6 protein-coding genes and 1 tRNA gene are annotated in these 6,900 nt (G+C 40.1%); 5 read left to right on the top strand and 2 right to left on the bottom strand.

Annotated features, from left to right (window positions below):
• Window positions 1–2,357 (top strand): LPXTG cell wall anchor domain-containing protein (locus tag HT698_RS05975; protein WP_173249596.1); only part of this gene is annotated, 2,357 nt, incomplete at its 5' end.
• 522 nt (window positions 2,358–2,879) lie between these two features.
• Here HT698_RS05975 and HT698_RS05970 read toward each other — a convergent pair.
• Entirely contained in the window at window positions 2,880–3,221 is a 342-nt protein-coding gene (locus HT698_RS05970) for a type II toxin-antitoxin system RelE/ParE family toxin (RefSeq protein ID WP_173217757.1), read from the bottom strand.
• Complete coding sequence (locus HT698_RS05965) at window positions 3,211–3,498, bottom strand: type II toxin-antitoxin system RelB/DinJ family antitoxin (RefSeq protein ID WP_173217755.1); 288 nt, start codon at window positions 3,496–3,498, stop codon at window positions 3,211–3,213. The genes HT698_RS05970 and HT698_RS05965 overlap by 11 nt, the downstream gene beginning before the upstream one ends.
• Window positions 3,499–3,834: 336 nt before the next feature.
• On the opposite strand from HT698_RS05965, the gene HT698_RS05960 reads away from it, so the two are divergent.
• The 4 genes from HT698_RS05960 to HT698_RS05945 all read left to right on the top strand — a co-directional run bounded on the left by HT698_RS05960 (window position 3,835) and on the right by HT698_RS05945 (window position 6,607).
• Window positions 3,835–4,827, top strand: a complete 993-nt coding sequence (locus tag HT698_RS05960; protein ID WP_173217753.1) for an ATP-binding cassette domain-containing protein — start codon at window positions 3,835–3,837, stop codon at window positions 4,825–4,827.
• Window position 4,828: 1 nt separating this feature from the next.
• Window positions 4,829–5,647, top strand: a complete 819-nt coding sequence (locus HT698_RS05955; protein ID WP_173217751.1) for an ABC-2 family transporter protein — start codon at window positions 4,829–4,831, stop codon at window positions 5,645–5,647.
• A gap of 1 nt (window position 5,648) precedes the next feature.
• Entirely contained in the window at window positions 5,649–6,434 is a 786-nt protein-coding gene (locus HT698_RS05950; RefSeq protein WP_173217749.1) for an ABC transporter permease, read from the top strand.
• A 100-nt stretch (window positions 6,435–6,534) separates the two neighbouring features.
• Window positions 6,535–6,607, top strand: a tRNA-Thr gene (locus HT698_RS05945).
• Window positions 6,608–6,900: the final 293 nt, after the last annotated feature.

Below are 6,900 nucleotides of genomic sequence, written 5' to 3'. Positions count from 1 at the left end.
TACCAGATCCATCATACAAAGAGAAGGGGACAGGTGTTACTGTTCAAGCAACGGACTCAAATGGTGAAACCTCAACCGCTACCTACACTCCGACAGTTACTCCAGTTTCTCTAACATCGACTGATGTGACATCGAAAGATATTCAAGGGGCAGAACAAGAAGGAACTCCAACCTTTGCCTTGTCAAATGGAGCAGAAGCAACAACGACTATCACAGGCTATAAACTTGTGGATCCAACTACAGGCCAAGCGACAGATGAAACATCTGTAGTTGTTCAATCAGTTGGTACGTATACAATTGATTCAACGACAGGTAAAGTAACCTTCCAACCAGATGGTGCGTACAAGGGGACACCAGATGCCATCAAAGTTGAAGCAACTGCGACTGTTAAAAATGCCAAGAATGAAACTGCAAGCATTACGAAAGAAGCTACCTACACCCCAACAGTTATTCCAGTAACACCAAGCTCTGAAGCTTCAGAGACAACTGGACCGCAAGGACAAGCCCAGACTTCAGTTATTAAGTATGACACTACAGATACAGACGCTAGCACTGTGAACTTTACTAAAGGTAGTGCTATGGTTGAAACTGTTGCGAAGTCTGTTGAGCTAGATAAGGGAACGGTAACGCTTCTTGATGCCAATGGAGCAGAAACTACAACTGTTACAGTGGCAAATCAAGGTACCTACAGTCTAAACAAAGACACCAACACCATCACCTTCCAACCTCTTTCAAGTTTCGTAGGAAAGGCAACTCCAGTAACAGTTCAAGTGAAGGATGCCAACGGAACAATTACAACAACGACTTACACTCCAACGGTAACAGCTGTAACTCCAACAGGTGCTTCATCGGTTACTGAAGGAGCTCGTGGAACTATTCAAACATCTCCTGTAGTATTTGATACGCCAGATCAAGATAATACAACAGTAAACTTTAATAAAGGTCATGAAAAAGTTGAACTTGATAAGTCTACTCTAACATTAGTTGATAAAACTGGTAAAGAAGTGAAAGAAGTTGTAGTTCCAGGAGAAGGAACATATGTACTCAAGGATGGAGTCGTTGAATTTACACCAGAAAAAGATTTTGTAGGGAAAACTTCTGGAGTAACAGTTCAAGTGAAAGACGTCAATGGTAAGGTAGTTTCTGAAACTTATACTCCAACTGTGCGTCCTGTAACGGAGTTTAAAGATACAGATGGGAATGTTGTTTCAGGAAGTACTACAGAAGATGGCAAAGTTGATAAGAAGGACTTCCCAGGTTATAGATTTGTTGAAACTAAAGTTGATAACAAGGGTAATACTACTCATATCTATGAAAAAGTAACAACAACATTCAAGGATAAGGAAGGCAATCTTATTACTGTTGATAAAGACAACAACCCTGTGAAATCAACAGAAGAAGGAGAAACTCCGGCTAAAACGATTCCAGGTTATAAATTCGTAGAGACTAAGAAACTTCCAAACGGAGATATCGAACACATCTACGAAAAAGTAAGTACCTTCTTCAAAGATAAAGAAGGCAAAGAGATTCCAAACTATCCAAGTGAGCCAGGTACAGTCGATAAGAAAGACATCCCAGAATACAGATTCGTAGAAACGAAGAAACTGTCAAATGGAGATACTGTTCATGTTTATGAAAAAGTAAGTACCTTCTTCAAAGATAAAGAAGGCAAAGAGATTCCAAACTATCCAAGTGAGCCAGGTACAGTCGATAAGAAAGATATTCCAGAATACAGATTCGTAGAGACTAAGAAATTACCAAATGGTGATACTGAACATATCTACGAAAAAGTAAGTACCTTCTTCAAAGATAAAGAAGGAAACGAAATTCCTAACTATCCAAGTGAAGCAGGAACAGTAGATAAGAAAGACATCCCAGGCTACCGCTTCGTTGAGACTAAGAAACTGTCAAATGGAGATACTGTTCATGTTTATGAAAAAGTAACACCACCAGCTCCAACACCTTCACCTGTTCCTCAACCAAATCCAGGTAAGCAAAATACAACTACTTGGACTGATGAGGGTGGAAATCCATTGAAACCAACTGAGCCAGGTTCTAAAGAACCGGGAACAATTCCAGGTTACGAATATGTGAAGACTGTGACAGATTCAAATGGAAATATCAGACATATCTTCCGCAAAGTTGAGATGCCAACTCCAACACCGGTTGAACCGACTCAACCAGCACAACCGGTAGAGCCAGCTAAACCTCAAATGCCAGCAACACCTAAATATGTTGATGGTCAAAAAGAATTGCCTAACACAGGTACAGAAGCTAATGCTAGTCTAGCTGCGCTTGGACTTCTTGGAGTCCTAGGTGGATTTGGACTTCTTGCTCGCAAGAAAAAAGAAGACTAATCTTTCTAATGGGTATAATTTGTTTGCAATGAACAGATTGTCCTTAATGAGGATGGGCAAAAACTTCATTTCAGGATAAAATGAAGTAAATATTCCCACAATAAAACGCATAGTATCAAGTTTTTCAAGACCTGATATTATGCGTTTTTAATTTTAAAGACTTTTTTCAGTCTCACTTATTGTACAGTGAAATGAGATAAAAAATGGACAAGTTGATTGGGGGATTTAAACCAATTTCTAACAATGTTTTAGAAAACTCGGCGGACTATTCCAGATTCAATCAACTATAATGTTAAAAGTTATTGGACCTGTAGAGGTTCCACAATTTCGTCATTTTGAGTCTAAAAAGAGAATGGTTTCCATGCTTTGATTGCTGTTCTCTACAAACGTGAGCTTGTGCATGAGTCGAACGTTAGGGAGTTCCTCGATATGTTAGAGGATTGGGAGTTTTAAAAAATCCTTATTTATGTTTTTTTATATGCCATTGATTTACAGTAAATACAAAGACTGAGAGCTTACTTCTCAGTCTTGGATATGTTGAAAGAGGTGGTCGAGTTGGTTTAGGTAGTCGGTGCGTGAGTTGATAATTCTCAGGATATGGACTTCTTTTTCATGAATGAGGTAAAAGAGTAGGTATTGTTTAGAGACAATCATTCTGAGAGTATTTCCTGGATAGAGGGAGTATCCGATTTTATGGTCAAAGTTAATACCGCCCTCTGGTGAGAAGGTGAGTAGGTTGGTAATTTGTTGGAGGCGAGTGAAGACTTTCTTGGCTATGTTTTCACTGAACTCTGTGGAGTAGTAGATGAAAATAGCGTCCAAGTCTTGTCTGGCTTGTTCTGTAAAGCGTACTTTATAGTCCATACTTTGAAAAGACCTCGTCTGCGTCGTAGAGACGCCCCTCGATGATGTCTTGGTAGCCTTTATCTAGTTCTGCCTTGAGTTCGCCTAGGAAGATTTCTGCTTTGAGTTGGTCGGCTGTTTTAATTGGTAGCCCTTTTTCAAGGACGATTTGTTCTACAAAGAGGTTGAGGGCATCTGAAAGGCTGATGTTTTGGCTTTCTAGGATGGTTTTTGCTTCTTCAAATAGTTGAGTATTGACGCGGAAGTTACAAACTCGGTCTCGTGTAAGTCTTGACATGGCATTTCTCCTTGTAACGATATTGTATGACACATATCTTACATAAAAAGATAGAGAAAGTCAAGGGCTGTTTTAGTAGGGAAGGGTGGTAGGTTGGTCATTGGATAGGAAGATAAACTGTTCAACGGAATTTTTGATTAAAAGTATTATTTTAAGAGAAAAATTTTCAATTTCATAAACTTTAGGCAGACGCTTGCATTCTAGTTTTTATTGGATTATAATAGGTTGGTATAAAGCCTTTTGTAATAATAAAATGTAGAAGGTGTAGAAAGTAAGGATTTAGAATATTTGTAGTCAAAATACAATGTTGCTATTCCTTGCGATAGGGAGATAGATATGGCAATGATAGAAGTGGAACATCTTCAGAAAAATTTTGTGAAGACTGTTAAGGAACCGGGCTTGAAGGGGGCTTTACGTTCCTTTATTCATCCTGAAAAGCAGACCTTTGAAGCGGTCAAGGATTTAACCTTTGAGGTGCCCAAAGGGCAAATTTTAGGCTTTATCGGGGCTAATGGTGCTGGGAAGTCGACAACCATTAAAATGCTGACAGGGATTTTAAAACCTACATCTGGTTTTTGTCGGATTAACGGCAAGATTCCCCAGGATAATCGTCAAGATTATGTCAAAGATATTGGTGTAGTCTTTGGACAACGTACCCAGCTATGGTGGGATTTGGCCCTGCAAGAGACCTATACGGTCTTGAAGGAGATTTACGATGTGCCAGACTCGCTCTTTCATAGGCGCATGGATTTTTTGAATGAAGTCTTGGATTTGAAGGACTTTATCAAGGATCCTGTGCGAACTCTTTCACTGGGACAGCGCATGCGGGCGGATATTGCAGCTTCCTTGCTCCACAATCCCAAGGTTCTCTTTTTAGATGAGCCGACCATTGGTTTGGACGTTTCGGTCAAGGATAACATTCGTCGTGCCATTACCCAGATCAATCAGGAGGAAGAGACTACCATTCTCTTGACAACTCACGATTTGAGTGATATTGAGCAACTTTGTGATCGGATTTTCATGATTGACAAGGGGCAAGAGATTTTTGATGGAACGGTGAGCCAACTCAAGGAGACCTTTGGTAAGATGAAGACTCTCTCTTTTGAACTGGTGCCAGGGCAAAGTCATCTCGTCTCTCACTATGAAGGCCTGTCTGATATGAGCATTGATAGACAGGGAAATACTCTTAACATTGAATTTGATAGTTCCCGCTACCAGTCAGCTGACATTATCAAGCAAACCCTGTCTGATTTTGAAATCCGCGATTTGAAGATGGTGGATACGGATATTGAGGATATTATCCGCCGCTTCTATCGAAAGGAGCTCTAAAATGGTCAAATTGTGGAGACGTTATAAACCCTTTATCAATGCAGGGGTTCAGGAATTGATTACCTACCGAGTCAACTTTATTCTCTATCGGATTGGCGATGTCATGGGGGCTTTTGTTGCCTTTTATCTCTGGAAGGCTGTCTTTGATTCCTCACAAGAGTCCTTGATTCAGGGCTTTAGTATGGCAGATATCACCCTCTACATCATCATGAGTTTTGTGACAAATCTTCTGACTCGATCCGATTCGTCCTTTATGATTGGGGAGGAGGTAAAGGATGGTTCCATTATCATGCGTTTGTTGAGACCAGTGCATTTTGCAGCTTCTTATCTTTTCACCGAGCTTGGGTCCAAGTGGTTAATTTTTATCTCTGTTGGCCTTCCATTTTTAAGTGTCATTGTTTTGATGAAAATTTTATCTGGGCAAGGGATTGCAGAAGTGCTGGGATTAACTGTCCTTTATCTTTTTAGCTTAACGCTGGCTTATCTGATTAACTTTTTCTTTAATATTTGTTTTGGATTTTCAGCCTTTGTGTTTAAAAATCTTTGGGGTTCCAACCTACTTAAGACTTCCATAGTGGCTTTTATGTCTGGAAGTTTGATTCCCTTGGCTTTCTTTCCAAAGGTTGTTTCAGATATTCTGTCCTTCCTGCCTTTTTCATCCTTGATTTACACTCCGGTCATGATTATCGTTGGGAAATACGATGCCAGGCAGATGATTCAGGCGCTCCTTTTGCAGTTTTTCTGGCTCTTAGTGATGGTGGGCTTGTCTCAGTTGATTTGGAAACGAGTCCAGTCATTCATTACCATTCAGGGAGGTTAGTATGAAAAAATATCAACGCATGCATCTGATTTTTATCAGACAATACATCAAACAAATTATGGAATACAAGGTGGATTTTGTGGTTGGTGTGCTGGGAGTTTTCTTGACTCAAGGCTTGAATCTCTTGTTTCTCAATGTCATCTTTCAACACATCCCATCCCTAGAAGGTTGGACTTTTCAAGAAATCGCCTTTATCTATGGTTTTTCATTGATTCCCAAGGGCTTGGACCATCTCTTTTTTGACAATCTCTGGGCACTGGGCCAGCGCCTAGTGCGAAAAGGGGAGTTTGACAAGTATCTGACTCGTCCTATCAATCCCCTCTTCCACATCCTAGTTGAGACCTTTCAGATTGATGCCTTGGGCGAGCTTTTGGTCGGTGGTATCCTACTGGGAACAACAGTGACTAGCATTGCTTGGACTCTTCCAAAATTCCTGCTTTTCCTAGTCTGTATTCCTTTTGCGACCTTGATTTATACTTCCTTGAAAATTGCGACAGCCAGTATCGCTTTTTGGACCAAACAGTCAGGCGCCATGATTTATATTTTCTATATGTTTAATGACTTTGCTAAGTATCCGATTTCTATTTACAATTCCCTTCTTCGATGGTTGATTAGCTTTATCGTGCCTTTTGCCTTTACGGCCTACTATCCTGCCAGCTATTTCTTGCAGGACAAGGATGTAATCTTTAACATCGGAGGTTTGATTTTGATTTCCCTTGTCTTTTTTGGTATTTCCCTTAAACTCTGGGACAGGGGCTTGGATTCTTATGAAAGTGCAGGTTCGTAAATAATAGAATATCAAAGCCTTGTCTCAGGACAGGCTTTTTCTAATAGAGATGAAAATTACTTGACATCTATTCTCAGAGTGCTATACTGTAATTGTAATCGCCGATTTAGCTCAGTTGGTAGAGCAAGGCACTCGTAAAGCCTAGGTCACAGGTTCGATCCCTGCAATCGGCAAAGTGAAGAAGTCTCATCAGGCTTCTTTTTCTTTTTAAAGAAAATCAGACCACTTAGACTGATATAGAGACCAGATAGGCAAAAGAACTTGTTCTTGAGAAACTCCTCTGCTATAATGATTGTTGTAAGGGACGTGAGTATTCATACTCTTCGAAAATCTCTTCAAACAAAGTCAGCTTCACCTTGCCGTTTATATGTGACTGACTTCGTCAGTCTTATCTGCAACCTCAAAACAGTGTTTTGAGCAGCCTACGGCTAGTTTCCTAGTTTGCTTTTTGATTTTCATTGAGTAT

Source organism: Streptococcus sp. 3109, from assembly GCF_013276905.1.
GTDB lineage: Bacteria > Bacillota > Bacilli > Lactobacillales > Streptococcaceae > Streptococcus.
This window is presented reverse-complemented; position numbering and strand designations above follow the sequence as displayed.

Bases quoted from the DNA above. Each gene is read 5' to 3' on its own strand.
- HT698_RS05960 (WP_173217753.1), top strand. From the start codon at position 3,835: ATGGCAATGATAGAAGTGGAACATCTTCAGAAAAATTTTGTGAAGACT.
- HT698_RS05970 (WP_173217757.1), bottom strand. From the start codon at position 3,221: ATGGACTATAAAGTACGCTTTACAGAACAAGCCAGACAAGACTTGGAC.
- HT698_RS05950 (WP_173217749.1), top strand. From the start codon at position 5,649: ATGAAAAAATATCAACGCATGCATCTGATTTTTATCAGACAATACATC.
- HT698_RS05955 (WP_173217751.1), top strand. From the start codon at position 4,829: ATGGTCAAATTGTGGAGACGTTATAAACCCTTTATCAATGCAGGGGTT.
- HT698_RS05965 (WP_173217755.1), bottom strand. From the start codon at position 3,498: ATGTCAAGACTTACACGAGACCGAGTTTGTAACTTCCGCGTCAATACT.